This is a genomic window from Bacillus sp. N12A5, assembly GCF_026790125.1.
GTDB lineage: Bacteria > Bacillota > Bacilli > Bacillales > Bacillaceae > Bacillus.
Map to the genome: position 1 here is coordinate 167,624 of NZ_JALAMR010000005.1, position 26,581 is coordinate 194,204.

General features: G+C 43.0%; 29 protein-coding genes, 1 pseudogene and 2 riboswitches. Of the genes and pseudogenes, 4 read left to right on the plus strand and 26 right to left on the minus strand.

Going from position 1 to position 26,581, the window contains the following annotated elements:
* Positions 1-17: 17 nt before the first annotated feature.
* Together MOC09_RS06845 and MOC09_RS06850 are read right to left on the minus strand one after the other, a co-directional pair.
* Positions 18-1,508 carry a RecQ family ATP-dependent DNA helicase gene (locus MOC09_RS06845; protein ID WP_268369995.1) on the minus strand — a complete coding sequence of 497 codons (1,491 nt, stop codon included), beginning with the start codon at positions 1,506-1,508 and terminating at the stop codon, positions 18-20.
* Positions 1,501-2,559: a helix-turn-helix domain-containing protein gene (locus MOC09_RS06850; RefSeq protein WP_268370057.1), complete on the minus strand. Its 1,059-nt coding sequence runs from the start codon at positions 2,557-2,559 to the stop codon at positions 1,501-1,503. The genes MOC09_RS06845 and MOC09_RS06850 overlap by 8 nt, the downstream gene beginning before the upstream one ends.
* A 265-nt stretch (positions 2,560-2,824) precedes the next feature.
* Here MOC09_RS06850 and MOC09_RS06855 point away from each other — a divergent pair, with 265 nt between their 5' ends.
* Positions 2,825-3,073 carry a ferredoxin gene (locus MOC09_RS06855; RefSeq protein ID WP_003225461.1) on the plus strand — a complete coding sequence of 83 codons (249 nt, stop codon included), beginning with the start codon at positions 2,825-2,827 and terminating at the stop codon, positions 3,071-3,073.
* 37 nt (positions 3,074-3,110) lie between these two features.
* On the opposite strand, the gene fmnP is transcribed toward MOC09_RS06855, so the two are convergent.
* Positions 3,111-3,683, minus strand: a complete 573-nt coding sequence (fmnP, locus tag MOC09_RS06860) for a riboflavin transporter FmnP (protein WP_268362979.1) — start codon at positions 3,681-3,683, stop codon at positions 3,111-3,113.
* A gap of 152 nt (positions 3,684-3,835) precedes the next feature.
* A riboswitch (FMN riboswitch) is annotated at positions 3,836-3,969 on the minus strand.
* 206 nt (positions 3,970-4,175) lie between these two features.
* Here fmnP and serA point away from each other — a divergent pair.
* On the plus strand, positions 4,176-5,753 hold the full coding sequence (serA, locus tag MOC09_RS06865) for a phosphoglycerate dehydrogenase (RefSeq protein WP_268362978.1): 1,578 nt from the start codon (positions 4,176-4,178) through the stop codon (positions 5,751-5,753).
* Positions 5,754-5,792: 39 nt separating this feature from the next.
* Here the strand turns inward: serA and aroD are convergent, their stop codons facing one another.
* From aroD to scpA, 15 genes are all read right to left on the minus strand, one after another.
* A complete protein-coding gene (aroD, locus tag MOC09_RS06870) occupies positions 5,793-6,560 on the minus strand; it encodes a type I 3-dehydroquinate dehydratase (RefSeq protein WP_268369997.1) in 768 nt (255 codons plus the stop codon).
* Positions 6,561-6,671: 111 nt separating this feature from the next.
* Positions 6,672-7,775, minus strand: a complete 1,104-nt coding sequence (locus MOC09_RS06875) for a GerMN domain-containing protein (protein WP_268369999.1) — start codon at positions 7,773-7,775, stop codon at positions 6,672-6,674.
* The gene (gene sigX / locus MOC09_RS06880; protein WP_268362974.1) at positions 7,711-8,295 is read right to left on the minus strand and encodes an RNA polymerase sigma factor SigX; all 585 of its coding nucleotides are present in this window, start codon (positions 8,293-8,295) and stop codon (positions 7,711-7,713) included. Before sigX ends, MOC09_RS06875 begins: the two co-directional genes overlap by 65 nt.
* Positions 8,296-8,498: 203 nt before the next feature.
* Entirely contained in the window at positions 8,499-10,268 is a 1,770-nt protein-coding gene (resE, locus tag MOC09_RS06885; RefSeq protein WP_268367083.1) for a sensor histidine kinase ResE, read from the minus strand.
* Entirely contained in the window at positions 10,265-10,987 is a 723-nt protein-coding gene (gene resD / locus MOC09_RS06890; protein ID WP_268370001.1) for a DNA-binding response regulator ResD, read from the minus strand. The genes resE and resD overlap by 4 nt, the downstream gene beginning before the upstream one ends.
* 81 nt (positions 10,988-11,068) lie before the next feature.
* A complete protein-coding gene (resC, locus tag MOC09_RS06895; protein WP_268370003.1) occupies positions 11,069-12,244 on the minus strand; it encodes a cytochrome c biogenesis protein ResC in 1,176 nt (391 codons plus the stop codon).
* A 19-nt stretch (positions 12,245-12,263) separates the two neighbouring features.
* Entirely contained in the window at positions 12,264-13,892 is a 1,629-nt protein-coding gene (gene resB / locus MOC09_RS06900; RefSeq protein ID WP_268359793.1) for a cytochrome c biogenesis protein ResB, read from the minus strand.
* Positions 13,889-14,428 (minus strand): thiol-disulfide oxidoreductase ResA, encoded by a 540-nt coding sequence (gene resA, locus MOC09_RS06905; RefSeq protein WP_268359792.1) that lies wholly within the window; start codon positions 14,426-14,428, stop codon positions 13,889-13,891. Before resA ends, resB begins: the two co-directional genes overlap by 4 nt.
* Positions 14,429-14,522: 94 nt before the next feature.
* Positions 14,523-15,257 (minus strand): 23S rRNA pseudouridine(2605) synthase RluB, encoded by a 735-nt coding sequence (rluB, locus tag MOC09_RS06910; protein WP_268359791.1) that lies wholly within the window; start codon positions 15,255-15,257, stop codon positions 14,523-14,525.
* A 91-nt stretch (positions 15,258-15,348) separates the two neighbouring features.
* Positions 15,349-15,885, minus strand: coding sequence for a spore maturation protein SpmB (gene spmB, locus MOC09_RS06915; RefSeq protein ID WP_003223896.1), 537 nt, complete (start codon positions 15,883-15,885; stop codon positions 15,349-15,351).
* A gap of 4 nt (positions 15,886-15,889) precedes the next feature.
* Positions 15,890-16,480: a spore maturation protein SpmA gene (spmA, locus tag MOC09_RS06920; protein ID WP_024715204.1), complete on the minus strand. Its 591-nt coding sequence runs from the start codon at positions 16,478-16,480 to the stop codon at positions 15,890-15,892.
* Positions 16,468-17,616 (minus strand): D-alanyl-D-alanine carboxypeptidase family protein, encoded by a 1,149-nt coding sequence (locus MOC09_RS06925; RefSeq protein ID WP_268359790.1) that lies wholly within the window; start codon positions 17,614-17,616, stop codon positions 16,468-16,470. The genes spmA and MOC09_RS06925 overlap by 13 nt, the downstream gene beginning before the upstream one ends.
* Before the next feature lie 116 nt (positions 17,617-17,732).
* On the minus strand, positions 17,733-18,278 hold the full coding sequence (locus MOC09_RS06930; protein WP_268359788.1) for a YpuI family protein: 546 nt from the start codon (positions 18,276-18,278) through the stop codon (positions 17,733-17,735).
* Between the two features lie 54 nt (positions 18,279-18,332).
* Positions 18,333-18,926 (minus strand): SMC-Scp complex subunit ScpB, encoded by a 594-nt coding sequence (gene scpB, locus MOC09_RS06935; protein WP_268370004.1) that lies wholly within the window; start codon positions 18,924-18,926, stop codon positions 18,333-18,335.
* On the minus strand, positions 18,916-19,671 hold the full coding sequence (gene scpA, locus MOC09_RS06940) for a segregation/condensation protein A (protein WP_268359786.1): 756 nt from the start codon (positions 19,669-19,671) through the stop codon (positions 18,916-18,918). The genes scpB and scpA overlap by 11 nt, the downstream gene beginning before the upstream one ends.
* Positions 19,672-19,886: 215 nt before the next feature.
* On the opposite strand from scpA, the gene MOC09_RS06945 reads away from it, so the two are divergent.
* The gene (locus MOC09_RS06945) at positions 19,887-20,411 is read left to right on the plus strand and encodes a DUF309 domain-containing protein (RefSeq protein WP_268359785.1); all 525 of its coding nucleotides are present in this window, start codon (positions 19,887-19,889) and stop codon (positions 20,409-20,411) included.
* A 13-nt stretch (positions 20,412-20,424) separates the two neighbouring features.
* Here the strand turns inward: MOC09_RS06945 and ribT are convergent, their stop codons facing one another.
* The 7 genes from ribT to sipS form a co-directional block, all read right to left on the minus strand.
* Entirely contained in the window at positions 20,425-20,799 is a 375-nt protein-coding gene (ribT, locus tag MOC09_RS06950; protein ID WP_003223910.1) for a GNAT family N-acetyltransferase RibT, read from the minus strand.
* Positions 20,800-20,911: 112 nt separating this feature from the next.
* A complete protein-coding gene (gene ribH / locus MOC09_RS06955; RefSeq protein ID WP_024121911.1) occupies positions 20,912-21,376 on the minus strand; it encodes a 6,7-dimethyl-8-ribityllumazine synthase in 465 nt (154 codons plus the stop codon).
* Positions 21,377-21,408: 32 nt separating this feature from the next.
* Positions 21,409-22,605 (minus strand): bifunctional 3,4-dihydroxy-2-butanone-4-phosphate synthase/GTP cyclohydrolase II, encoded by a 1,197-nt coding sequence (locus tag MOC09_RS06960; RefSeq protein ID WP_268370006.1) that lies wholly within the window; start codon positions 22,603-22,605, stop codon positions 21,409-21,411.
* A gap of 14 nt (positions 22,606-22,619) precedes the next feature.
* On the minus strand, positions 22,620-23,267 hold the full coding sequence (gene ribE / locus MOC09_RS06965) for a riboflavin synthase subunit alpha (protein ID WP_268359782.1): 648 nt from the start codon (positions 23,265-23,267) through the stop codon (positions 22,620-22,622).
* Positions 23,268-23,277: 10 nt separating this feature from the next.
* Entirely contained in the window at positions 23,278-24,363 is a 1,086-nt protein-coding gene (gene ribD, locus MOC09_RS06970) for a bifunctional diaminohydroxyphosphoribosylaminopyrimidine deaminase/5-amino-6-(5-phosphoribosylamino)uracil reductase RibD (RefSeq protein WP_268370008.1), read from the minus strand.
* Between the two features lie 129 nt (positions 24,364-24,492).
* A riboswitch (FMN riboswitch) is annotated at positions 24,493-24,637 on the minus strand.
* A gap of 120 nt (positions 24,638-24,757) precedes the next feature.
* Complete coding sequence (locus MOC09_RS06975; RefSeq protein WP_268359779.1) at positions 24,758-25,102, minus strand: hypothetical protein; 345 nt, start codon at positions 25,100-25,102, stop codon at positions 24,758-24,760.
* Between the two features lie 236 nt (positions 25,103-25,338).
* Positions 25,339-25,893, minus strand: a complete 555-nt coding sequence (gene sipS / locus MOC09_RS06980) for a signal peptidase I sipS (protein WP_268370010.1) — start codon at positions 25,891-25,893, stop codon at positions 25,339-25,341.
* A gap of 349 nt (positions 25,894-26,242) precedes the next feature.
* Between sipS and MOC09_RS06985 the strand changes: the two are divergent.
* A pseudogene (locus tag MOC09_RS06985) lies at positions 26,243-26,393 on the plus strand (hypothetical protein).
* Here MOC09_RS06985 and MOC09_RS06990 read toward each other — a convergent pair.
* The gene (locus MOC09_RS06990; RefSeq protein ID WP_003236703.1) at positions 26,336-26,542 is read right to left on the minus strand and encodes a zinc ribbon domain-containing protein; all 207 of its coding nucleotides are present in this window, start codon (positions 26,540-26,542) and stop codon (positions 26,336-26,338) included. The pseudogene MOC09_RS06985 and the gene MOC09_RS06990 overlap by 58 nt on opposite strands.
* Between the last annotated feature and the right edge of the window lie 39 nt (positions 26,543-26,581).

Below are 26,581 nucleotides of genomic sequence, written 5' to 3' on the forward strand. Positions count from 1 at the left end.
GAGATCCTTTTGCTGTTTCAGTTCAGCTCACCTACAGTCTGCAAGCTGAATATCCGGTGTAACTCCGAACTCCAGCTGTCTAACGGCGCCATTTTACTCCGTTCTCCTTTATGTTCATACAAGGATAGATCAAAACCGCAATGTGAACAGCACGGGAGGTTTCCCTCATCAGGCTCGTATGATTCATCAAAATAGGCTAACAGTGACTTCCTTAAACAGCCGTCACGCTGAAGCAGAAAAGATACGCGGCGCATTTTTTCCAGCTTCAGCTCCATGCGATATGAAATTTCCCGCTTCATTAATTCAATTGATGTTAACCCCTGCATAAAGAGATGAATCATCATACGTGCTTGTGTCTCTCCGATACCATACTCCATTAATAAGTCACGCAGCCTTCTTTCATCCCGCTCCTCCGTCTGCTCCAGCACACGGATCACATCGGCGATTTCTTCAGTTGTGACACTCTCCATCTGGATAATCTGCTCCTGCAAATCAAAATCCCCTGGCGCACGCAGTAAAATGCTGACACTCGGCTTTCCGTCACGTCCCGCTCTGCCGATTTCCTGCATAAAAGCTTCAGCCGTCTGCGGGAGATGAAAATGAATTACATATCTAATATCAGGCTTATCGACACCCATTCCAAACGCATTCGTACAACATATTACATCAAGCTGGTTATGAATAAACTGCTGCTGAATTAAAATCCTGTCGCCAGACTCCATACCGCCATGGTAAAAGTCGGCTCTGCTGCTCGTTTTGCTTTTGATTTCACCCGCTAATTCCTCAGCCCATTTTCGTGTCGGACAATAAACAATTCCCGGACCTTGCAGGTTTTCAACCAGCTGAATGACCCTATCTATTTTTTCGGCAGTATCCGCCGCATTTTCAACCCTGAGCGCGATGTTTGGGCGATTGACTGAGTTTAGATGCCGTTCGGCATGCTGCAGCTCCAGCAGGTTCATGACATCCTGCAGCGTATCCTTTGTAGCTGTAGCAGTCAATGCCAGAACCGTCGGATGCCCAAGTTGTTTTCTCAGCTGTCCGAGCTTTGAATAGTCAGGCCTGAAATCGTGCCCCCATTCAGATATACAATGAGCTTCATCAATTACGAATAGGCTGATCGGGACGTTTCTCAATTTTTCCAATACATATGGGGACTGCAAAGCCTCAGGAGACAAGTATAAAAATTTATAGCGATGAATGTGCTCTAACACGAATTGTCTTTCCTGCCAGCTAAGCATGCTGTTCAAAGCGGCCGCACGCTTTTCGCCCCTTGCTTTAAGCTGCTGTACCTGATCCTCCATTAAAGAAAGCAATGGAGAAACGATTAATACCATACCGTCAAGCATATAGCCAGGCAGCTGGTAGCAAAGCGATTTCCCTCCGCCAGTCGGAAGCATCGCAATGGTATCCTTCCCGCTGAGTATGCTGCTAATAATGTCCTCCTGCCCCTTTTTAAATGAAGTAAAACCAAAAAACTGATATAACGTTTGCTGTAATTTAGTCATATTGCTGCACCTGCTTTGTCAATGCCAGTCTGATTTGAAAATAGCTGAACCGCTGCTCCAGCCCATCGCGAATTTGTTTGATTTTGTTCGTCCGCATTCGTTTAGCAAACGCAGCAATGCGAAGCTGGTCTTCCGCTGATACATAGTCATCAATCATAAACGCAGGCTCATGGAGAGAAATCTCGACAATATGGTCTTCAATGGTTGCTGTTTTCAGCTTTCTGATTTCGGCAATTCGCTGTATCGGGATCCCTTGTTTCACCATCTGCCATGTTTTCCTCGTTGACTCTGTCAGGGCATTCTCTAAATGCACATCAGATAGGAGGTCCCTTAACAGAGAATGTTCACACTCCGAAAGAGAATGAATAAAATAATGTACGGAAGCCCAAAACATGACATAAACATACCATTCATCTTCTTTCAGCGTGTCAGCAAGCTGCCTGCTCGTATAACCGATCCTATCATGCGAGGTTAAGGAGTAGACAAAAATTTGCGCTGCTTTGTCATCAATCTTATGCAAATTCTCCTCCAGCATGGCAAAAAGGCTGTTTGCCATCTCTATATGATCCGTATGCCGGGACAGGTATTTCTTTACCCAGTGAAGTGTCTTATAATCCTTGGTGACAGGGATATACTGCCTGCTCCCTCGCTGTTTATGAGATAAGACCTGCACAAGCAGCGAAAGCCTTTTCCAAAGTACGCCGGCAGCCTGCTGGTAATAAGCGCCGTGGCAGTGAGCCGGCCAGGGGCGTTCACTGAGAGCATGTCTCAATGCAGTTTCGCCGCTGGCTGTCACCTTGTATGTATCTGTTTCAGACATTGGTTCGACATATGAATGCTGTTCAAGCTTGGTGAGTGACGCTGAAATATCGCTTCTCGAACATTGCTGAACCATCCCAAAGTATTTTGCCGTCTGAAATAAGCCGGCATCTTGAATGGTTTGTGACGATCTTTTGCCTTTGAATAGGTGAAAAACAGCACTTCCTGACCGTTCTCCGTTTATTTTGCAAAGGCAATCGAGAACCATAATATCGAAGTAATTTAATGACAACCTATCCACCCACATTCTTCCTGACAAAAATCGTTGATTTGCTCCTTTTATTTTAACAGATTTTAAACAGAAATCGACGTTTAAAGTCATCATTAAGGGGGATGTTATGTAGATAACCCCTTATGTGATAAGCATTCTCAATCATTTTTCTGTTGAAATGTGGCAGCAACATCATTACAATAAGTAAGAGGAATAGGTGTTAAATTGATTAAATATAAAGATTGATCCATTTGTTCCACCAAGAACAATCTGGGAGGTTTTATTCATGGCAAAGTACACAATCGTAGACAAAGATACATGTATTGCATGCGGCGCTTGCGGAGCTGCTGCACCAGACATTTACGATTACGATGATGAAGGCATCGCGTTCGTAACGCTTGATGAAAACAAAGGCGTTGTCGAAGTTCCTGAGGTACTGGAAGAAGATATGATTGATGCATTTGAAGGATGCCCTACTGATTCCATCAAAGTGGCGGATGAGCCATTTGAAGGCGACCCGCTTAAATTTGAATAGAAGCAACAAAAAAGCTCCCCTGCGGGAGCTTTTTTATTTAATGGATATGCGCGCTTCGCTGCTGTTCAATCCATGGCTTAAGCTTGATGAAAATAAGTGTGAATACAATCGTAATCACAATCCCTTTTATGATATTAAACGGCAGGATACCAGCAACGACCGCTGTTTTCAGCGCGCTGTCGGATAATGCCGGTGAATGTAAAAACCATGTGTAAGCCGGCAGAATCAGAACATAATTTAAAATGCTCATCAAAATGGTCATCGCTGCAGTTCCCAAAAGCAGACTGACAGCCAAGCCCTTTGCTGAGTTCAGCTTTTTAAATAAGAAAGCAGTCGGCAATATAAAGAGTGTCCCTGCTATAAAATTGGCAATTTGCCCAACAGGAACTCCCGCCATGCTTCCCTGTATGATATATTGAAGAACGTTTTTTATCGCTTCTACAGCAATACCCGCCAATGGTCCGTAAATGAGAATGGCAATGATAGCTGGCACATCGCTAAAATCAATTTTTAAATAATCCGGAAGACCCGGAAACGGGAAATTTAACAGCATCAAAACAAATGCAATGCTGCTCAACATACTAATCACAACTAACTTTTTTACCTTCACTGCACTCTCTCCTTTTCGATCACATCTTACTCGAAAACGGAAAGGTTCTTTTCCTGCCAATAAAAAAACCGCTTCATGTATGAAAGCGGGGTTTCGAAAATTAGGCTAGGCAAAGAAACGTTTGAAAATCCAATTTCAAAACGCTTATGAACCTCCATCTTCTCCCATCCAGACTATACTGTCGGCTCCGGAATCTCACCGAATCCTGCTGAAAAACAGCTCGCGGGCTTAGAGCCATCGGCTCATCACCGCCGGTAGGGAATTTCACCCTGCCCCGAAGATTGATCATATGAATTTAGTTTCATTATAAACGATAACTGGTTGACTGTATAGGGAATTGCTTCAAATTATATATAATCGTTGAAAGCTATATGAATATTGATTGACAAGCCTTCCTTTTATCCTTTACTGCGGCAATACACATTGACACTCTATTGAGAATATGTTAAATTATCAGATATTTAGTTTGACATTTTAGGAGGAAATCTAACGATGTTTCGAGTATTGGTCTCAGACAAAATGAGCAACGACGGCTTACAGCCACTTATTGAATCAGACTTTATTGAAATCGTTCAAAAAAACGTAGCAGATGCAGAGGATGAATTACATACTTTTGATGCTCTTTTGGTGCGAAGCGCGACAAAAGTAACAGAAGACCTTTTCAACAAAATGACTTCCTTAAAAATCGTCGGAAGAGCCGGTGTCGGTGTAGACAATATCGATATTGACGAGGCGACTAAACACGGGGTCATCGTGATTAACGCTCCAAACGGCAACACCATTTCGACAGCTGAGCATACATTTGCGATGATCTCTTCTTTAATGAGACATATACCTCAGGCTAATATCTCAGTGAAATCCAGAGAGTGGAACCGCACAGCTTACGTTGGTTCAGAGCTTTATGGAAAAACGCTTGGGATTGTAGGATTAGGCCGAATCGGAAGCGAAATTGCGCAGCGTGCAAGAGCATTCGGTATGACTGTTCATGTTTTTGATCCATTCTTAACTGAAGAAAGAGCGAAAAAAATCGGCGTGAACAGCCGGACATTTGAGGAAGTGCTTAAAAGCGCGGATATCATTACCGTTCACACACCTTTAACAAAAGAAACAAAAGGCTTGTTAAATAAAGAAACGATTGCAAAAACGAAAAAAGGTGTTCGCTTAATTAACTGTGCGCGAGGCGGTATTATCGATGAAGCAGCACTTCTCGAAGCTTTGGAAAACGGGCATGTTGCCGGAGCGGCCCTTGACGTGTTTGAAGTTGAACCGCCAGTTGACAATAAACTCGTTGATCACCCATTAGTCATTGCCACGCCTCACTTAGGAGCATCAACTAAAGAAGCGCAGCTGAATGTTGCGGCTCAAGTGTCAGAAGAAGTACTGCAGTTCGCAAAAGGTCTTCCTGTGATGTCAGCCATCAACCTGCCTGCCATGACAAAAGATGAATTCGCTAAGATCAAGCCTTACCATCAAATCGCAGGTAAAATTGGCAGCCTCGTATCCCAATGCATGAAAGAGCCGGTACAGGATGTTGCCATTCAATATGAAGGCACAATTGCTAAGCTTGAAACATCGTTCATTACAAAAGCCCTTCTGTCAGGCTTTTTAAAACCGCGCGTTGACTCAACTGTTAACGAAGTCAATGCTGGAGGTGTCGCAAAAGAACGCGGCATCAGCTTCAGTGAAAAAATTTCCTCTTCTGAATCTGGGTACGATAACTGCATCAGCGTAAAAGTGACAGGAGACCGCAGCACCTTTACTGTAACGGCTACGTATATTCCTCACTTCGGAGAGCGTATTGTCGAGATCAACGGATTTAATATTGATTTTTACCCGACGGGTCACCTTGTATATATCCAGCATCAGGACACAACAGGTGTCATCGGCCGAGTCGGACGCATACTCGGAGATAACGATATTAACATTGCAACTATGCAGGTTGGCCGTAAAGAAAAAGGCGGAGAAGCCATCATGATGCTTTCCTTTGACAGACATCTTGAAGACAAAATTGTGAAGGAACTAACAGAAGTTCCTGATATTGTGTCTGTAAAACTCATTGATCTTCCATAAATCAAAAAACTCAAGCTATAGCAGCTTGAGTTTTTTATTTTATTCTCGTGTGTTTTTGTGCAAAATGTCTAATACACTCCTCAGCTCCGAAACTGGTATTTGACCAGGTGCTGACGCCTCTTCTCCCGCGCCAAAAGTACAAGCTGATCCAAAAACCTCACCACTCAGCCTGCTGATCAGCCCTGTTGCAGCCATTGACATTGTAATGATTGGACGGTCTGCATATTTTGTTTTCATTGTATACGTCGCATCAAGCAGCGTTATGAGATCACCTGTATTCTTCGGCATAACAGCTATTTTTGGAATATGCGCCCCTAAATCCTGCATTTTCCGAAGTCTCGAAAGAATCTCACCTTTCGAAGGCGTTTTCTCAAAATCATGATTTGACACCACCACATAGACATTGTTCTCTTCCGCTAAGGATACTAACGCTTTCACATTTGCATCTCCTGAAAATAATTCAATGTCAATAAGATCAATGTCTTTTGTTTGGACTGCCGCTTTCAGCAAAGCAAGATAGGTGCTTTCGTCTATTTCCATGCTCCCGCCTTCTTTATGGGTTCTGAATGTAAATAGAAACAGCTTGTCCGCTAATGATTTCCGCAGTTTAGAAATCAACTGTGTGACGGCTTCTCTGTCATTAGCTTTTTCAAATACGTCGACTCGCCACTCCACAATATCAGGATTCAGTAATTTTACTGCCTCTGCTTCATTCAGAATTTGTTTTTCCGTCTTTCCCATTAGCGGAACGATGATTTTCGGCATCCCTTCACCGATGGAAACTCCTTTGATTGTTAACACGCTCACTCATCTCAAATCCTTTCAATCGTTACCTTGTTTTATTATACACGCTCAACTTTTTTTTGAAAATTTTAATTATATGAAAACAAACTAAAAAAGAGCCTCAAAGGACCCATTTTAGTTTAAGAAAATCGGATTTGGAGCAGCCGGTACCGGAATAGCATCTGATACGTCATATCTGCCTATTTTTTTTGTTCTGGTTTCGGTAAAAGTCACTTCTGTGAAGCCAAACTCTTTTGCTGTTAACAGAAGACCCTCAATCATTAAAATACTGGCAATAGAATCCTCAACTTCTGATTCCTTTGAGAAGCGGACATATAAGTGCTTTTGTTTCTTCGTTACAGAATGGACAGTCCCTGCTTGAATAAGAGGTGTTGTATGTTCCTGATTGCTCGATTCCATTTCTTTAATCGCTTCTTTGACCGTATCAAATGTTTTTTCTGACGGAATGAGAAAGTTCCCTTGTTCATTTTTGTACAAGTAGTAAGCTCTTCTTGACTGTTTGGGAATCGAAATTTCCGTAAAAGTGCCATATGAACCAATACGAACGCCACTGTCATTTTGCTCCGATAAAAATTTTATTTTTTCATATGGGCTCCATTTTAAGGATTCTTTCAGCAATTTTTTTAACAGTGTATCATCTTTTAAAGAAAAAGCCGTAACTGGCTGATGGACCTGTATACTTAATTCCTTCTGCTTTGGTTTTTCCTTTATCTCTAGTTCATCTATGAAGGATGGAATCGTAATGGCATTATCCAAGATATCTAATTCACTACTTACAGACAGCATGTCCTGGATCGTTTGGTCTGCATTTGTTTTTTTGATGCTGACGGGGATAATTGCGGATGTTTCGGCATCAGCAATCGCTACAGTAATGTAATGGTTCTGTTCCTTTTCAGGAACAACATACGATGTCTGATCCAGGGCTGATGCAGCTTTTGGGCTGTCTGCTGTCTCAGTTTTCGCAACAGCGTTCTCTTGGGACGCTTCTTTTTGTTGAGGCTGTGCCTGATCAAAGAATTGAGGAGAAATAATGAAGGCGATATAAACCGCAATTGCAGTGGCACATGCGGGGCCAATCCACCTAACAGCGGGCTTTTTGTTGCTTTTTTCCATCGCTAGCCGTCTGTAAATATCCTGAGGCGAACGATAGTCTTTAACTGCCGGAAGTTGACTTAACAACTCCTTTATCTGTTCTTCGTTCCAATCTGACTTCATCATCCATTAGCTCCTCCCTCAAAAGCTCCATATGTTTCCGAAGTACTTTGAGCCCTCTATGTTGGGTCGTTTTTACTTTGCTTTCCGAGAAGCGCAGAGCCTTGGCTGTTTCCTGTATTGAATATCCCTGAATAAACCGCAAGATAATCACAGCTCTTTGATCAATCGTACATTGATCAAGCGCAGCATAAATTTCCCTGACATTCTCATGTTGAACCGCGAGTTCATCCGGAAGCAATTGCTGATCTCTGACATCCTGTGTATCCCAATCAAATGTGCCGAGAATACGCTGTCTGATCGTCTGCTGTTTACGGAACCAGTCGATCGCAACATGGCGTGCGATCGACAAAAGCCATGTTTTTTCACTGCTTCTTCCTTCAAACGTATGGTAAGAATTTAATACCCGGATATAAACCTCCTGAAGAAGATCCTCTGCCTGGCTTTTATCCTTTACCATATAAAATAAAAATTGGTACAAATCTTGATGATACGTATCATATAATAATTGAAAGGTTTCTTCCATTTGAAACCCCTCCGTTCACTTTTTTGTCGTATGAATAGCTTGAAAAGTTACATTACAACTATATTACGAGAAACTGGAATTTGGAAGGGAATTTATATTAACATATCCTTAAATTTTATTAATATGAGAGTTTAAAAAAACACCCGCTCGATTAGCGGGTGTTTCTTATGGAACAAGATTCTTCGGCAAATTCAGACTCGATTTTATGATTTTGTCGGAATATAAAATGTAAAAGTCGTTCCTTTATCTATTCGGCTGTGCACCGTAATCGACCCATTATGGGCTTCCACGATATTTTTAACAATAGCCAGCCCAAGCCCGGTCCCTGCTCTGCCTCTTGTCCGCGCTTTGTCTGCCTTATAGAACCGCTCAAAGATAAACGGCAGATCTTCTTCCGGTATACCGGATCCAGAATCTTTGATATCAATTTTCAATCCATCCTTCACAGAATGGACTGCAATGGAAACACTGCCGCCGGATGCAGTATGCCGCAGCGCATTATCAATCAAATTGGTAAATACCTGCTCCATTTTGTCTTCATCAAACATAAATTCCTCTTCTGTAAGAGAAATGTCTTGATGCAATGCAATATTTTTTTCTTTCGCAACACCGGAAAATTTCCGGATGATCTTCTCTAAAAATTCATTAACATTGATTTTTTCATAATGCAAGCCTGTATGGCCCGATTCCATTCGGGCTAAATCAAGCAGATCATTGACTAGCCGGCCCATTCGGAGCGATTCGTCATAAATGATTTGGGCAATTTCTTTCCGGTCTTCTTCGGAGCTTGCAATGTCATCGACAATCGCTTCACTATATCCCTGAAGCATGGAGATCGGTGTTCTTAACTCATGGCTGACATTTGCGATAAAGTCCTCACGCAGCTTATCAAGGCGGCGTTCTTCAGTCATATCGCGAAGCACAGCAACAGCTCCTCTGACATGCGATTCCGCATAAAGCGGTGACATCAAAAGCACCCATGATCTGCCTTGCAGCGTCATCTCAATCATTTGTTCTTTTTCAGTGCTGACAGCATTTTGGAACAGCTCTTTTGCTTCAGGCGGAAGGTTATCGCCTTCTTTGATATTCATGTTCTGCTCATAATACCAAGCCTGAAGGAACCGTTCAGCCGGCGGGTTTGTCACAAGAATCGTACCGTCAATATTAATGGTAATAACCCCGTCAGCCATACTGCTCAAAATGTTAGAAAGCTGTTCTTTTTCTTGATTGAGTGCATTAATATGAAAGTTAAGCTGCCGGCCCATTTGATTAAAAGCAGTTGCCAGTTCACCGATTTCATCCTGGGTTAAAATCGGGATTTTTGTATCGAACTTGCCCTTTGCCAAGTCCTGGGCACCTTCTCTCATTTTTCGAAGCGGATACGTGACCCTGCTTGATAAAAAGAAAGCGAAAAATGTGGTCAATACAATCGCAATCCCCGCGGCAAGAAAAATATAGCGGGTCGTATGTTTTGTCGTATCTTTAACGGCAAGCAAAGACTGGGATAAAAAGACCATGCCTTTCTTTCCGTCTTTTTCATACGGGACACCTACAATCAGTCGTTCATTATCCGAATCTGTATCGCTCAGACCCGTTCGTTTGCTTACTTTTTTATGGTCTTGGAGAGCTTTATTTAAGTCTTTATCTTGCTGTATTTGCTCAACCGTAATGGACGACAGGCGATTTTTATCATTCGGAGAATACCAGTGTTTTTTCTCATCCTGAATGATGGCAATGCTTGTTAAGTTATCAGCAAGTTCCCAAGTGATTGACCTTGCCAGTGCCTGGTCCTCGTGATTTTCCAAGATGACAGCAACTTTATTCGCAAGCTGTGTTAAATCATTCTCTGCTTCTTCGACATGGTAATTTTCAATAAACTCCAGTAAAAGAACCGTCAAAATGAATAATACGATTAAAACAAGTGAAAGGATCGTAAACCACAGCTTGCCTACTACGCTTTTCCAAAATTTCATTCAGCGCCGACCTCAAATTTATAGCCTACACCCCATACGGTGACAATTTTTTTCGCAGCTTCCGGAGATACCTTGTTCAGCTTCTCTCTCAGACGTTTGACGTGAGTGTCTACTGTCCGCAAATCACCAAAAAATTCATATTGCCACACTTCCTTCAGAAGCTTTTCCCGATCATACACTTTGTCAGGCGTTTTCGCTAAGAAATAGAGAAGCTCATACTCTTTTGGCGTCAGGCTTACTTCTGTCCCGTCAGCCGTTACGCGGTGAGCATCATGGTCAATGGACAGATGTGAAAACACGAGCACATTTTTCGTCGGTGTATTGGCATTGAAATAAGAGGTTTGGGATGCTCTTCTCAAAAGGGCCTTTACACGCAGCACGACTTCTCTCGGGCTGAACGGCTTGACGATATAATCATCTGTTCCCGCTTCAAATCCCTGCACGCGGTTTGCTTCTTCTCCTTTTGCGGTCAGCATAATAATTGGTGTCGCTTTTTTTTCCCGAACTTGCCGGCACACTTCAATTCCGTCTGTCCCCGGCATCATCAGGTCAAGTAAAATTAAGTCATAATTCGTTTCAAGCCCTTTGGCAATGGCTTCATCACCGTTTTCAGCTTCGTCTATGACATAGTTTTCACGTTCAAGATACATTCTTAAAAGGCGGCGAATTCTGGCTTCGTCATCAACTACTAATATTTTGGTTTTGTTCGTTTGGTCCATCGTTTTCCCCCTGCTTTCCTTCTGTTACTCTCATTTTATCAAATCGTGAGAAAGTTTGAGAACTGTGTCGCTTCCTAAGGGCTATGCATAAGAATGAAGTCCGGCAAGCACCAGATTTACGAATATTAAATTAAACATAATAATAGCAAAACCGATTACGGCCAGCCATGCTGACTTCTCACCGTGCCAGCCTCTTGACAGTCTTAAATGCAAGTAAGCGGCATAGAACAAAAACGTGATCAGCGCCCATACTTCCTTCGGGTCCCAGCCCCAAAATCTCGTCCACGCGAGCTGAGCCCAAATCATCGCAAAGATCAGCGCACCGAGCGTAAAGATCGGAAATCCGATTGATACAGCCCTGTACCCAACCTCATCCACCAGATCGAGGTTTACGTTTTTTACCAGCGGGTGCAGCAGAGCGCTGATTCTTTTTCTGATGATCAGGCGAAGCGCGCCGTACAAAACAAGTCCCGCTCCAAATGACCAAATGACAGTATTCACCTTTCTGCCTGAGAAAAGAGCAGGAAGCTCAACAAGCGGCTCCATTCTCCCCTCGGTCAAAAGCTCTCCTTGATGCGGGCCGACAAGCGCAGGCATTTCGTACACCATCACGCTTTTTTCTTTATTTTTATCCACCCAGTTAAACTCCGCTTCATAGCCTGAAATACGAAATGCTGATGTGATGGCAATAAAGGCGACGGTTGTGACCAGAATAAACATAATCGCTTCAAGCCAAAAGGTTTTTTTGCTTGATTTTGTCTGGTCTACATGCTTCAACAGAAAGATGACGCCTGCGACAAAGCTGATGGCAAGTATAGCCTGCCCAAGCGCGGCCGTTGTTACGTGAATATACAGCCAATTGCTCTGCAGTGACGGAATTAAGGGTGAGATATCCGTCGGAAACATGCTGGCGTAAGCAATCAGCAATAACGCGATTGACAGCGTAAACAGGCCTAATGAAGGCAATTTATAGATAAAATATAGAATAATAAACGCCAAAACTAGCATCATGCCAAAGGCAGTGGTGAATTCAAACATATTGCTGACCGGCGCATGGCCGCTGGCAGCCCACCTTGTGATGAAATATCCCAGGTGACAGAGAAAACCGATAATAGAAAGAGTGATTCCTATGTTCGCCCATTGATTTGGCTTGCCCTTTTCACCTTTGTTTCCGCGTATGGCCCCGCCGAAAATCGGGACAGCGATTAAATACACAAGAAAGGCCGCATAAAGAAAATTTCCGCTCAGCTCTGCCATGACATCACTCCCTTTTCGCCTATTTCTGTGTTTTGATTAATTCTTTTTGGTCCGCCGGTTCAGTCAGTCCGGAATCAGCCAGCACAAAAGCTAAATCCTTCTTAAGGCCATACCAGTTTTTATTGGTATGCCCAGCCACCATGACTGCCCCGTCCTGTGGATGAAGCCAGATTCTTCGGTGCTGCCAGTACATGCCTTGAATGACACCGATCATAAAAATGGCTCCGCCGACGGCAAGCACCCAAAGTGTCAGATCCTTTCTGACAGTAAGTCCGGTAATGTTTTTCGTTTCGACATGGTCAAATTTCAGCTTATATTTATTGCTGTCTGATCCTTCGATTGTTTCTTGGATGGCGACAAAGCTTTTTTCACCCTTCGGTTTGTCCGGCGTTATGATATTAAAAACAAAAGCCGGATTGTTAGGGATCTTTGTTTTTGTGCTCGGCTCTCCGTCCTGATTAAAATAGAAGTCTGGAAGGTAGCTGGCGATTTCCACTTTGTAACCGTTGCCAAGATCATAAACCGAATCTGGATCCAAGAGGTTGATCTTTAAGCTCCCAAAGGATTTTTGTGTTTTTTTGTCTATCAGCTGAAACACCATTTGATCAAGCTGATTCTCTTTATAATCCACCTGGTAAACGGAAAAAGAATCGAAACGCAGCGGCTGATTGACACGGATGTCCTCTTCTGTTACTTTTTTCAGCTTCGGTTTCTCGCCATAAACAATTTTTCCTTCTCTCTTGTAGAGGACGGCATCGGTTTGAAAGTTTTTTGCCACTCTTCCGTCCCCGACTCTGTCAATGGCATCTGCGAATACCTTTTTTTCCGTTTTGCTGTTATAGGTCTCTACACTGAATTGATTGTTTTTCAAATAATATTTTCCGTCTGTTCCCGGAATTGCTGCGGTTTCGCCTTCTCTGACCCAAAGCGTTTCATCGACGTACATCCCAGGCACAAATCTCAGCATCGCACCGAACAGAAAGATAATTAATCCAATGTGGTTGACATACGGGCCCCAGCGGGAAAAACGCCCTTTTTCGGCAAGAATGCTGCCCTCTTTTTCTCTGATTCTATAATGCTTTTTCTTTAAGAGGCCAACAATCTTCTCTTTTGCTCCCTCGTCTAGCACGGTATTCGTTTCACTATACAAGCGCTGCCTTCTTAAAAAAGCAGGACTCCTTCTGACACCTTGGTTTTTTAACGCTCTGTACAACGGAATGACTCGATCGAGGCTGCAAATCACAAGTGAAATGCCGATCGAGGCAATGAGCAGCAAATACCACCAAGAGCCATATAAGTGATGGAACCCGAGTAAATAATAGAGCTGGCCGAATGTGCCGTACTGCTCTTTATAATAGGTATCAGCCTGTGCGCCCGGAGGCAAATAGGCTTCCTGGGGGAAAATGGTGCCGAATGCTGATGCGGCGAGGGTTATGACAATCAGCCATATTCCCACCTTAACCGAAGAAAAGAAATTCCAAATTTTATCGATGATTGTTTTGTTATAGGTTTGTGAACGCCTAGCGCTTCCGTCATATCTCATATCAGCAAGCGGAGGCTGAGTTTCCTGGAGAGCTCTTCCGCACGACTCACATAGAACGGTTCCGACCGGGTTTACATGTCCGCATTCACATTTGACTTGCTTCATTCCGAAGTCTCTCCGGGTTTTATCAGATTCATATAATCATGGATCATGCTTTCTGTCATAGTGCCGGTCACCACCTTGACAACTTTTCCTTCCGGATTAATCAAAAAGGTTGTCGGAAGCGGAGATACGTCATAGGCATCAAGCACTTGACGATCTGTATCCAGAACAACCGGGAAATTGACTCCGTAAGATTTCATAAAATTATGTACTGCTATCTTTGACTCCCCAACATTGACCGCGACAACTTCAACGCCTTGGTCTTTAAAATGCTTATATTGGTTTGCCATATAAGGAAATTCTTTCTTGCACGGTTCACACCATGTACCCCAGAAATTCAAAAAAACACCTTTTCCTTTTAAGTCACTCAGCTTGATACGTTCCCCATTCGTATCTTCAAGGACAAAATTCGGTGCCTCGGACCCTTCGGATATACTTTCTTTGCCGGCAAATACAGCGTTGTAAATGGTATAGCCAAGTGCGCAGATTAAAACGAGAAGGATGCCGGTCCGAATGAATAAACGCCTTTTTTTCTTCATTGTCCACTGCCCCCTTCCCCCTATTGCAGATCCATTCAATTATATCATTGTACGTTCATTTCACATTTCTTACTTTTTGAAGGTTATGTGAAATTTAGAAAGCGTTTTTACCGTGATCCGCCAGCGCTCTGAGTCTTTTTACTTCATGCGGCGTAAGCTCTCTGGCATCTCCCGTATGCAGGCCTCTCAGATTTAAGAACGCGTATTCTTCACGCTTCAGCTTGATTACCTCATGCCCGATCGCTTCGAACATGCGGCGCACCTGTCTGTTGCGTCCTTCATGGATGGTCAGCTGAATAATGCTTGTTTGCTTTTTCTTATCCAACGACAGCAGTTTCGCTTTAGCTGGCGCTGTTTTGCCTTCTTCCAGCATAATTCCGCGTTCCAGCTTTCGGAGCAGCTCTTTAGACGGGATGCCTTTTACCTTCGCCACGTATGTTTTGTTGATTTCATACTTCGGGTGCATCAGCTTATTGGCAAACTCACCGTCATTGGTTAAAAGCAAAAGACCGCTCGTATCATAATCCAGACGCCCAATCGGGTAAATGCGCTGCGGGACTTCTTTAAAAAAGTCCGTCACGACTTTGCGCCCTTTGTCATCTTGGGCTGCAGAAATAACGCCTCTTGGTTTATATAAGAGAAAGTAAACCGGCTCTTCGCGTTCAACCTTTAACCCGTTTACCTCAATCTGATCAGAACCGGTGACCTTAACACCAAGCTCTGTTACTACTTTGCCGTTCACCTTTACTTTTCCTTCTTTTATCAGCTCTTCTGCCTTTCTGCGAGATGCAACTCCGGCATGAGCAATTACTTTTTGCAGTCTTTCCATGTCTTTCACCTCAAGTATAATCTTACTTTTTTCACTCTTAACAAACAAGCTTTTTCAAATTCCCTATCTCAAATCTAAAAAAACGCCATTTTCAGGCGCTTCCAAATAATAACGTAACAATGATGATCGATGCAACTACGCCGATTAAATCAGCAAGAAGTCCCACCTTTAATGCATCACCCATTTTTTTAATGCCGACAGCTCCGAAATACACAGTCAGCACGTAAAGCGTGGTATCTGTTGATCCCTGCATGACGGAAGCCAGCCTGCCGATAAAGGAATCCGGCCCATATACTGCAATTAAATCTGTCGTCATGCCGAGTGCGGCCGTACCGGAGATCGGGCGGATCAGCGCAAGCGGCACCACCTCAGCCGGGATGCCGATAGCAGAGAAAACCGGTTTTAAAAGGTCCATTATAAAATCAAGCGCGCCAGATGATCTGAAAACAGTAATGGCGACAAGCATTCCGACTAAATAGGGGATGATCGAAAAGGCGATTTCTATCCCTTCTTTTCCGCCTTCGACAAACGATTCATATGTGGGAACCTTTTTGATTGTTCCATAAAGAAGAATGCCGGCAATAATGATCGGAATCATGGCTAAAGACAGCCAATTGATGATTTCCATCCGCTCACCTTCCCTTCTTTTTGCGGCGGTAATAAAAATACCGGTCTATGATAATGGCGCCGATTCCAGAAATGAGAGTCGCCAAAATACTTGGTCCTACGATATCTGTCGGCGTTTTGGAGGAATAGGCCATTCGAACAGCAATCACTGTTGTCGGAATGAGCGTGATGCAGGAAGTATTGACAGCTAAAAAAGTAATCATCGACCGGCTTGCTTCCGATCGGTTTCCATTCAGCTTTTTCATTTGTTCCATTGCTTTAATGCCAAGCGGAGTTGCTGCATTTCCGAGGCCGAAGAAATTCGCCATAAGATTAGATAAAATATAGCCCATCGCCGGGTGATCCGGCGGTATATCAGGAAACAGTTTAGATATAAAAGGCCTGCACATCCGGCTGAAAATATCCAAAAGCCCTGACTGCTCGGCTATTTTCATTAAACCAAGCCAGAAAACAAGCACGCTCATCAACCCAAATGAGATTGTAACGGCTTCCTTCGCCCCCTTAAACACGGCTTCATTTACATCTTGCAGTGTTCCGTTGCACATCGCAAAAACAAGTCCGATCACAGTTAAGCAGACCCAAATTATATTGACCATTTTGCCCCGCCAGCCGCATGAAAAAAGATGGATTGAAACGTTTCAAAAAAATGTTTTTTCGGTTTTTGATGTCGTTCGTTTTCATAATAGATCGGCACTTTTGCGATGGTTTCCTCGTTAAACATGATCGTCATGTGCCCAACGATGTCAGGAATTTTCGAGGCATCTTTTTCCCATGCTTTTTTCGGCTTAAGCAGCGTGGTTTTAATTTTGACATCTTCTTTTTCCTTTTCGGTTAGCAAATAGGTGATGTCTCGTTTGATAAATGCCTTCGATTCATAAAAAGTCCCTTTCAGCTTTGGAATGTCCCCTTTTTTCGCGACCAAATAGGTTTGATAATGATCAAATACATAGTTAAACATTTTCATATGATCATCCCAATCGTCAGGGTCATTTATGGTGACGGCTATCAGGTCAATGCCGTCCTTGGAGGCTGTTGAGACCAGTGTCCGTTTCGCAAGTTTTGTATAGCCTGTTTTTCCTCCTGTGCTGTATGGATAAAGCATGGTCAGCAGTTTATTTTTGTTTTTCCAGACGCTTTCCATCGTTTCTGCTTTGTACATTTTTGTGCCGGAAATTTTTTGATAGTCTTTTAGCTTCATAGCATATTTGGTTAAGATGGCCATGTCATAGGCTGTTGAATAATGATTTTCATGGTCGTCCAATCCGTGCGGGTTTTGAAAACGGGTATTCTCCATGCCAAGCTGCTCGGCTTTTTGATTCATCATATAAACAAATCCATCAAGGCTGCCCCCGACATGCTCGGCAATTGCAACAGCAGCGTCGTTTCCTGATCTCAGCATCAGGCCATACACAAGATCTTTTAATTTTACTTTTTGCCCTTCTGTTAAATAAATGGCGGAGCCTTCTGTTCTGACAGCATTTGCCGAAACCGTCACCGTTTGATCCATTTTGCCGGATTCGATGGCGAGGACGGCGGTCATAATTTTTGTGATGCTTGCAATCCGCCTTTTTTCATGCTCATCCTTGGCAAATAACACTCTGCCTGACGCTCCGTCGATCACGATTGCGCTTTTTGCACTAACATCTATAGCCGCATGTGCTGTGTTCACATTTACATTTGCAAATAGAAATGAAATCATGACCATGAAGACTGTTTTTTTGAAAATGCGCATGTTTGCTCACGTCCTTGTGGTGGTTTGTACAAGTTTATGCGCATGTCCATCAGTTATGAATAACAATTATCTATCGGCGGACAAACATAAAAAAACTCTCCCTGAAAAAGGGAGAGTTAAGGTTGTCTGATTGGCGCCATGCTTGATCCAGACGCTTCGTAATGAGCCAGCTCTTCTCTCATTTTTAGAAAGGCTGCGCTCAGCGGCAATAATAACTGCTCAAGCGATGCAGGAACAGCATGGTAAAACTCAATTGCGCTGCCCCCGGTATAAGACGCCCGGCTATTTTCACACCACGTGTCTTTTTTCGGCATAAAGAACTCTTCAATGCATTGGTGATACACATTGTAAAGTGTTTTTTCCGCTCTGGCTTCCTGAAAAGGCTCCTGCATCAGGAGACGGCGGCACGCATCTGCGCCTCCTTCACAAAATACTGTCATTCTTCTCAGAGTGCTCAGCACATCACAGCAGTATCCTTTCTCTATAGGCAATTCAGCCTGCAAGGACTCCAGTGTTGTTTGATTTAGGTAATCGTTAACGGTATTGACAACCATTGATAAGAATTCGCCTGTTTGTTGAGTCTGGACTCGAACAATCGAATGTCCCATTTCGTTTGGTATCTTCCCCTCATGTCTTTGTCTCTCACATTTTGCTTCTTTCATGATAGCTTCTTCCCTATATCTTATGATGATGAAAAAGCGCGATTCATTAAACTTCTATTTTATATCTTCGAAGGTTTGGTTAAAGTTTTCAAAAAATAAATCTGCTTCTTCTTGAAGAACGTCTTCTTCCGCATTTTCAGGCAGCGGCGGAAGCTCGTCCAGCGTTTTCAAACCAAATTGTTCAAGAAATGTCGGCGTTGTGCCGTATAAAATCGCCCGTCCCGGACCGTCAGCCCGCCCGACTTCACACAATAGCGCCTTTGCAACGAGGCTGTGTAAAATCCGCTCTGATTTCACGCCTCTGATTTCTTCAATCTCTGCTCTTGTAATCGGCTGTTTATATGAAACAATGGCCAGCACCTCCAAAGATGCTTGAGAAAGGCCCTTTGACGGCACTTCTATCAATTTTTTCAGGTACGGCGCAAAGTCTTTTTTGGTAGAGAGCATGTACGTATCTGCATATTCAATAAGTTCAATGCCCCTTGTATCACCGCGGTATTCGTCTGCCACATCCGCCATGATGGTGTTCAGTTCAGGCTCTTCGACTTCGAGCACTGTTAACAGCTGCTTTTTTGTAAGCCCTTCATCGCCTGCCGCATAAAGAAGGGCTTCCACTATAGCTTTCCAATTCACGATATCAAGCCCCATGAATGGATTCACTCCCCGTAATGTAAATATCTGAGAAATTGTGCTCCTGTTCAATGAGAACCAGCTGATTTTTCATCAGCTCGAGAACGGCTAGAAAGGTCACTACCAAATGTTCTTTTTGCTCATACGGAAACAGATCCATAAAGTTGATTCTCGTTCCTCTTGATTTCAGGCTGTGCACGATTTCGTTCATTCTGTCTTCGATCGGTATTTCCTGTCTTGTGATTGTTGTTTCCATCGGTCTTGTTATTTTTTTGCGTTTCAGCACTTTTTGAAAAGCTCCGATCATATCATAGACCGTGACAGAGAGCTTTTGCTCAGACTGTTTTATTTCTTTTGCATATTCGCTCAAATCACTCGGCGGTTTCGTGAACGATTTTTGCCTTTCTTCTTCCCGTTCTTTTAAATCCTTCGCCGCATCTTTATATTTTCTATACTCAATCAGCTTTTCAATCAGCTCTTCCCGCGGATCTTCTTCTTCAAGCAATTCATCTTCAAAAAGCTCCTCTTCTTGTTTCGGGAGCAGCATTCTGCTTTTAATGCTGAGCAGTGTGGCAGCCATGACCAAATACTCGCTGGCCATATCGAGCTCAAGCACACGCATCGTATGTACATATAATAAATATTGTTCAGTGATCTTTGCCACAGGTATATCATATATGTCAATTTCAAGACGATTGATTAAATGAAGCAGCAGGTCCAATGGGCCCTCAAACGTATCAATTTTCACTTGATATTCTTCCATCATCTCACCATTTTCAAATATCACTTCATTGCCGGATAAACTGGCTACCCTTTAGTATAAGCCACTAAAAAGCTCTCGTCCAATACTATTTCATTTCCTGTTTTGAAGCAGTTTGTGCAGAATATTCAAAACAACAAAGGAACAATCAAGCTGGGCAGTTTTTTTCTTTTATGCTTCCTGTGTTACACTAAAGGCACATTAAAGGAGGAAACATCTTGTACCCGAAAGCTTATATTGATTACCTTGTTGAATTTCACGCAACAAGGGATTATTTTGAATGCCATGAAATATTAGAAGAATATTGGAAGGAAGATCCTCCAAACAAACGAAAAATGTATTGGGTCGGCTTTATTCAGCTTGCGGTTGCCCTGTATCATCATAGAAGGCGGAACATAGCCGGGGCAAAAAGACTGATGGCCAACAGCATGCGGATTCTCGAAGCGGAGAAACAAGCCGTCGAAGGCTTGGGGCTTGATCATAGCCGTTTACTCAATCTTATGCAGTCGGTTTACGAACAAATCGAAACGGGCTCTTCCTATAAAAGCATCATGCTGCCGATCAAAGATGAGAAGCTCCAGGAAGCATGCCGCATTGAATGCAAGAAAAAAAAATACACATGGGGTCAGCCCAGTACACTCACTGACACATTTCTTATCCATAAACACCGTTTGCGGGATCGAACTGATGTCATTCTTGAGCGTGAAAAAGAAATGGAACGCAGAAAAAAAAGCAGAGGCTGATTACAGCCTCTGCTTAATTATTGTATGAAATGTCTTGATCCTGCTGACCTTGACAACGTTCGAAAAAGCTCTGCGTTAATTCATTCGGAACCAGTACCTGCGTTTTGAATAGATGCTTTAGAGCATCCATCATCTGTTTTCCGATTCCTTGATGGCGATGAGAAGGATTCACACTGATATGCCGGATTTCAACTTCAGAATCCTTTTTTTCGACTCCGATTGCTCCGACGATATCCTCGTCCTCTTTCCAAAGAAAGAGCTGGCGGTCTGTATCCGTTTCGTAGTCCTTAATTGTCTGCTGAAGCTGCTTAAGGTCTTTTTCATTTGGCATGAACGAAAGAAGCCCCATCGCAATCTTTTCAAACGATTTTTTATAACGAATTAACATAAAAACCCCTCTATATCCAAAATGTCCAGTCTGCTATTAACGGATACGAATAGGTGATCCGTTTTCTCACATTATATCATTTTCGCCATATTTTTAAACTGTTTTCAGCAAATTATTCAAATGAACGGTTTAAATTTGCCATTTCTATGGCAGAAACAGCACAATCTACACCTTTGTTGCCCGCTTTTGTGCCGGCACGCTCAATTGCCTGTTCGATGTTTTCAGTTGTGACAATTCCAAAGATGACAGGTACGCCTGTAGTGTTTGCAGCTTGCGCGATGCCTTTTGCAGCTTCATTGCAGACATAATCGTAATGTGTTGTCGCGCCTCTGATGACAGTGCCCAATGTGATAACGGCGTCATATTTTTTGGTTTCCGCCATTTTTTTCGCTGCAAACGGAATTTCAAATGCGCCTGGAACCCAAGCCACATCGATATCATTTGTGTCTACGCCGTGTCTGAGCAACGCATCTTCTGCACCGCTCAGCAGCTTGCTTGTAATAAAATCATTAAATCTTCCAACTACGATTCCGATTTTAAGACCTGTACCAACTAAATTTCCTTGTATGATATTCATATGATTCCCATCCTTTTTTGTGATATTTGTGATTAGAAATGAAGTAAATGACCTAGCTTGTTCATTTTGGTTTGCAAATATTTTTTATTGTGCTCTTTCGCCTCCATTTGAAGCGGCACTCTTTCTGATATGCTGAGTCCATAGCCTTCAAGGCCGGCGATTTTCCGCGGATTATTCGTCAAAAGCTTCATATTCCGCACACCGAGGTCGCGTAAAATTTGTGCACCGATGCCATAGTTGCGAAGGTCCGGCAAGAATCCGAGCGCTTCGTTGGCTTCTACGGTATCATAGCCTTGTTCCTGAAGCTTATAAGCTTTTAATTTATTGATCAAACCGATGCCTCGGCCTTCTTGGCGCAAGTACAAGAGCACTCCCCGGCCTTCTGCGGCAATTTGCGTCAGCGCGGCGTGCAGCTGAGGGCCGCAGTCACAGCGATGAGACCCGAACACGTCACCCGTGAGACATTCTGAATGCACCCGGACCAATACCGGTTCATCTCCAAATGGCACATCTCCCATCACGAATGCAACATGCTCTTTTCCGTCTACCTCATTTGTGTATCCATAAACCTTGAATGTGCCAAAATCAGTAGGAAGCGTTATATCCACTTCACGCTCGACAAGTGTTGTTAGATTATAGCGGTATTGAATCAAATCTTTAATGGTGATCATTTTTAATTGATGTTTTTTCGCAATTTCAATGAGCTCAGGCACTCTCGCCATCGTTCCGTCTTCATTCATAATTTCACAAATGACGCCGGCTCCTTGAGATCCGCAGGCTTCGGCAAGATCAACAGCAGCTTCTGTATGGCCCGCTCTTTTCAGGACACCTCCTTTTTTCGCAATCAGCGGAAAAATGTGTCCCGGACGCTGAAAATCAGACGGCACAGATTTGCTGTCCAGCAATGCTTGAACGGTAAAAGATCTTTCTTGAGCGCTAATACCCGTTTTCGTTTTACGATGGTCAATGCTTACCGTAAAGGCAGTATGGTGAGAATCTGTATTATGCTCAACCATAGGGTGAAGATCAAGCTTGTCTGCGATCTCCTCACTGAGCGGCGTGCAAATCAGTCCTCTTCCGTGTGTTGCCATAAAGTTAATGACTTCTGGAGTTGCATGCTCGGCAAGCGCCACAAAGTCTCCTTCATTTTCTCTGTCTTCGTCATCTACAACGATGATGACTTCGCCTTTTTTTAAAGCGTCTAGTGCTTCTTCTATCGGATGAAACATACAAATCTTCCTCTCTAAAAGCCGTTTTCGCTTAAGAAGGCTTTTGTAATGGTTTGTTGGGACTTATTTTCATTGGCTTTATGCAAAAATCGATACATATATTTTCCGATCATATCGCATTCGATATTCACTTTAGAGCCGATCGTTTTTTCTGAAAAAACCGTTTCGCTGATGGTATGCGGTATTAAAGAAATCGTCACTGTATCTTCTGTCAGGCCGAATATTGTTAAGCTCACGCCGTCCACGGTAATCGATCCCTTTAAGACCAATGTTTTTGTTAATGACGGGTCCATTTTTAAATCATAGTAAACTGCGTTGCTTTTTTCTTCAATTCGTATAATTTCTGCCGTTCCGTCGACATGGCCTGAGACGAAATGGCCTCCGAAACGGCCGTTTGCCGCCATCGCTCTTTCCAGATTTACTTTGCTTCCTTTTGATAAATCATTCAGTGACGTAGCTTTGACAGTTTCAGGCATAACATCCACTGTGAATTGATTTTTTGTAAAATCAGTGACAGTCAGACAAATGCCGTTCACCGCAATGCTGTCGCCTAAATGAACATCCTCTAAAATCTTTGAGCATTTGATTGTTAAGGCCATTGAATGCCCTGCTTTTTTCATGGATTCGATTGTGCCTGTTTCTTCAATAATTCCTGTAAACATGGTCACCATCCTACTCGTTTATCGGTTTTGCCGTCAGTTTGATATCACGGCCGATTTGGGTTATATCAGTGAATTGTAATAAGGGGACATCTTTCATTGATTGAAAACCTTCACCGGAGATTAAGCTGGGAGCATGCGTTCCTCCGATTAATTTAGGGGCAAAATAGAAGATGATTTCTTGAAAACAGCCTTCATTGACAAAGCTTCCGTGAACGGCTGAGCCGCCTTCCACATACACCGACATGATGCCTTCTTCCGCAAGGATTTTCAGAACATCGGGAACTTGAATGCTTTCAGTTTCAAGCGTAAATATGTTCACACCGTAAGCTGATAGCCGTTTTTTCTTTTCCTCGTCTGCTCGTGCCGTTGTAAAAATCCATGTCGGCGCTGCTTGATCGCAAATCACTTGAGCGTCCTCAGGAATCGAGAGTGCGGTATCAAGTATTACGCGAACCGGCTGTTTTGTCACATTCGGCAGCCTGCAGGTTAAGCTTGGATTGTCAGCTATCACCGTGCCAACTCCGACTAAAATGCTTTGGTGTGTTTTCCTGTACTGCTGAGCATCCTGTCGTGCAGCCTCTGACGTGATCCATTTGCTGTCGCCTGTGCTGGTAGCTGTCTTTCCGTCAAGACTTGCAGCAGCTTTTAGTGTGACGTAAGGGAGGCCTGTCCTCATGAAATGCAGAAATTTTTCATTCAGCTTCTCCGCCTGGTCTGCCAGGATGCCTTCCTTTACCTCAATACCGGCCTCCTCCATCATGCTGATGCCTCTTCCAGCCACAAGCGGGTTAGGATCTCTCATTGCCACAAACACTCTTTTGATGCCAGAGTTGATAATCAGTTCTGCGCATGGCGGTGTTTTTCCGTAATGGCTGCACGGTTCGAGTGTCACGTAAATATCAGCACCCTTCGCATGGGATCCGGCCATATGGATGGCATGAACTTCCGCATGAGCTTCACCATATTTTAAATGGGCGCCCATTCCGACAATTTGTCCGTCCTTTACGACAACAGCGCCGACGAGCGGATTGGATTCGGTCTGTCCTTCGCCCTGCTTCGCAAGATCTAGTGCAAACTTCATATAATACTCTTCCATTTGTTTCCCTCCCCTCTTTTGTGATTTACCGTCAAAAAAGCCCCGAATTTATGAAAAATCCGGGGCTTTAGGTATTTTACGCAATAGGAAATAACACTATGCATTTTTGAACTTTTTGCATAGCGGCTCATCATCCTTCTCCCATCCAGACTTTCACTGTCGGCTTCAGCTTAAACTGAATCCACCGCGTGCTTATGCACACGGGTCACGGGCTCTAAAGCGCATTCGCTTTACTACCGCCGGTCGGGATTTCCACCCTGCCCCGAAGGATACAATCTTTATTCATTTGTCCTTAATGGCTATTATAGCGATCCTTTTTGAAGGACGCAATGAAATAAACTTACAATTTGAGAAAAACAAAACATCACCCCTCAATCCGAAAGGTGATGTTTTGTTAATCATTCACTTTGGCAACCTTGATTAACCCGTCGATCCGCTTTGATTTGCTGAAGTATGCTTTAATCTTGTCGCCTTCTTTTATATCAGACAAATCCTGATTTAATTTTTTTCCGTTGAAGATGATTTTCGTTCCGTTTTCTGCTTCTCCATGATACTCAGCACCGTCAATTTTCGTTACTTTATATTCCTCGATGGTGTATTCTTCTTCTTCCGAGGACAAGGTTTGTCCAATTGCTGTCGGAACATCCTTCAGCTCAAGACCATTTATGTACATATAACCGCCTGCAAGTAAAAGCAAAAGCACTAACAGAATGGTAATCTTGGTTTTTATTCTTCCCATTTTTAAACCTCCAGCCAATATGAATCTATTCATTCATATGAGTTATTCCTTTTTTTCATGAATAAAAAACCGTCAAGTCTCGTAAATTATTAATATAACGATGTATAACGGGAATATGTTTCACATTTCTGCAAAAATTTCTTTTCTATAGATATACGAATTTATGTTCTGGTTTTGGGGGATGAACGTAAAAAAGATATAAAAAAGCAGCCTCCTGTTCAGGAAGCTGCTCGATCCTAATTCGTTTTTCGCATTTCGTTAAATGGGAAGAAAACAAACTTTGACGTACCCGCAATTTGTTTTTTCGTGAATAGGCCAAGCCCGTTTCGGCTGTCCATTGAGTTCCGACGGTTATCACCCATCACAAAATACTTGTCATCCGGCACTTTCACCGGGCCGAAATCATCAGTCAAACGGTCAAAGCCATCCTGCTTCGCCCTCTTTTTATTAGCTGCCAAATAAGGCTCGGCCATCTTTTTCCCATTGATATAGAGCTGGTCGTTTTTCATTTCAACTGTATCTCCAGGCAGGCCGATAATACGTTTGACATAGTGAACATCATCCCCGTTTAATACGACGATGTCTCCTCTGTCAAACTCGCCGATGTATTTGACTGTCATATTGACAAAGACCCTTTCCCGGTTATGAAGTGTAGGATACATAGAGTCACCATCAACAACATACGGCGCAAAAATAAAATGGCGGATGAGCAAAGCGAGTATGACTGCAATTACAATTGCCTTTGCCCATTCTAATATTGATTTTTTCTTCGAAACATTTTCTGATTTCAACTGATTTCCTCCAATAAACAACGATCTTCCATTTATGTTATCACGAATCGAAACGAAATCCCATTAGGACCATTGCAGTGATTTTACAATCTACTCATCCTCATCCTCCACCCAAATCATGCCTACTTTTTTCTTAGTGATCACAACCAGTCCTACATCAAATACCGCTTGAGAAATCTTACTCCCGTTACTTAGTGAACATCAGCATTCGTATTATACAGAGGGGTGTCCCGAAAAGTATTACATAATTCAGAAGCGATAAGTTTAGAAGAAAGAGAGTATTCGTATGTTCAATCTTCAGATCATATATCAATCATAAGGTTACGGGCAGTCTGCTGAATTTACCGGAATGTTGGCGGCAGCCTATTTCACAGGTGACAAATCCGGCATCCCGTTTTGCCTTCATCATATTTTTAAAATGATTGAAGCTCGAAAACATGAATCAGCCACCAAAAAATAAATCCAATATATTGCCGGCAGTTGAAGATTCTTTATTATAAAACTCCGAATATCCGCAATTCTTGCAGTAAACCACGAGAAAACGGTTATTCTGAACGTCAAACAACTTTGATAATCCCGTACCGGTTGTGGCTATTTCTTTTTGGCCGGCCTCAGTGCTTCCGCATTTTATACAGCCTTTATTATTCATAACGCCAAGCTCCTTTTTATACATCACGTTTGATTTATT